This window comes from Streptomyces sp. NPDC005195 (assembly GCF_040608315.1).
Lineage (GTDB): Bacteria > Actinomycetota > Actinomycetes > Streptomycetales > Streptomycetaceae > Streptomyces > Streptomyces kaempferi.
The window spans coordinates 1-1,300 of the sequence record NZ_JBEXHZ010000354.1; the positions used below are offsets into that span (position 1 = coordinate 1).

Here is a 1,300-nt window from a genome sequence, read left to right on the forward strand (position 1 = left end):
TCGGCAGGACCACACGGGGCATGGGTGGTTGGGATCTGATAGGCACGTGACCTCTCCAGCGTCGTCATACGCACGCACGGTTCGGCCCCACCAGAAGACAACGTTGTCAGCCCGGGGCACCGGGTGCGCAACCCAGGGTGAGACGGCAATGGACACACAGGATGGCACCCGAACACCGGATTGCACCCTGCCGCGTTCACAACCTCCGCCATGACACACGGGGAAGGCGTACAACGGGCGAACAATATTCGTACAGCATGCGCGTACCGGACGCCGTGAAGGCGACGCGCAGGGGCAGCGGTCGTGACTCCGGAACGCCCCGAGCCACATCGGCCTTTGGGACGTGCCCGACCCCGCGATCCCGGTCTGGCGTGCCTCGTTCGGCTTCAGCCAGGTGGACCTCGGGGTGAGAGCAGCTCCTTCGGCCCACGGAGGCCCACCCCGTACCGCGCGGTGACCAGCGCCGTCGTGACCGTGTGGAACGTCGAACCGAGCTCCGTCGCAAGGCATGTATGCCTGATCGCCGGCGAGTCCGTCAGCCGGGCGCAGTGAGCGCGGTCGTCCCCGACATGCCCTTCCACGCGCTGTGCCCGGCAGGACAGTGAAGTGGCGATCCGGGCCGGGTACCGCCCCGGGAGGATCGCCTGGGCGGAAGCGCCGGACGACCCTCTTCAGGATGTCTTAGCCCTACCGATACACGTGCTCCGGGGGCGCGACCGTGTCGCAGGTCAGTTTCGTGTTCCTGGGCACCAGTCGCTCGACCGACCCGGGATTGCCGTGCACGGCGTCCAGTTGTGCCTGGTCGAGGTAGCCGATGAACAGCTGGGTGTTCGGCGGCATGTGCTCCGGCTTGAAGACGAAGGTGACTCGCCCGTCGTCCTCCCGCACTCCTTCCCGTACGCGATCCACTCCGGCGCCCTCGCCCGACGGAGTCAGCTTCCCGTCATCGTCAGGTCCCTTGCAGAAGACACCGGTCCTGATCAGGACGGGGAATCCTGCCTTGCGCAGGGCCGCCTCCAGGCCGGCGTGGTCGGTGAAGTACCGCTGCTTGTCGAAGGTGGCATGGATGGTGCCGTCCTTCTGGGTGTCCACGGTGTACGCGACGGTGTGGATGTGCACGTTCGCTTCCGACGTGGCGACGGCAGGTGGCGCGGCCGACGGGCGGGAGAGGACCGACGCGCCGACAGCCAGGCAGGCGGTGAGGCCGACCGCGGTGACCCCCATGAGCCGGCGACGCCGCTTGCGTGCGTGCCCCTCGGCGACGATCTCCTCGACGGGCGTGGCGAGACGGACGTCGTCC

General features: G+C 68.1%; 1 protein-coding gene. It reads right to left on the reverse strand.

Annotated elements, in window-relative coordinates; all coding sequences use genetic code 11:
* Nucleotides 1–687 precede the first annotated feature (687 nt).
* Nucleotides 688–1,300: hypothetical protein (locus ABZV34_RS39625; protein ID WP_356288205.1), on the reverse strand; the 613-nt coding region annotated here is incomplete at its 5' end.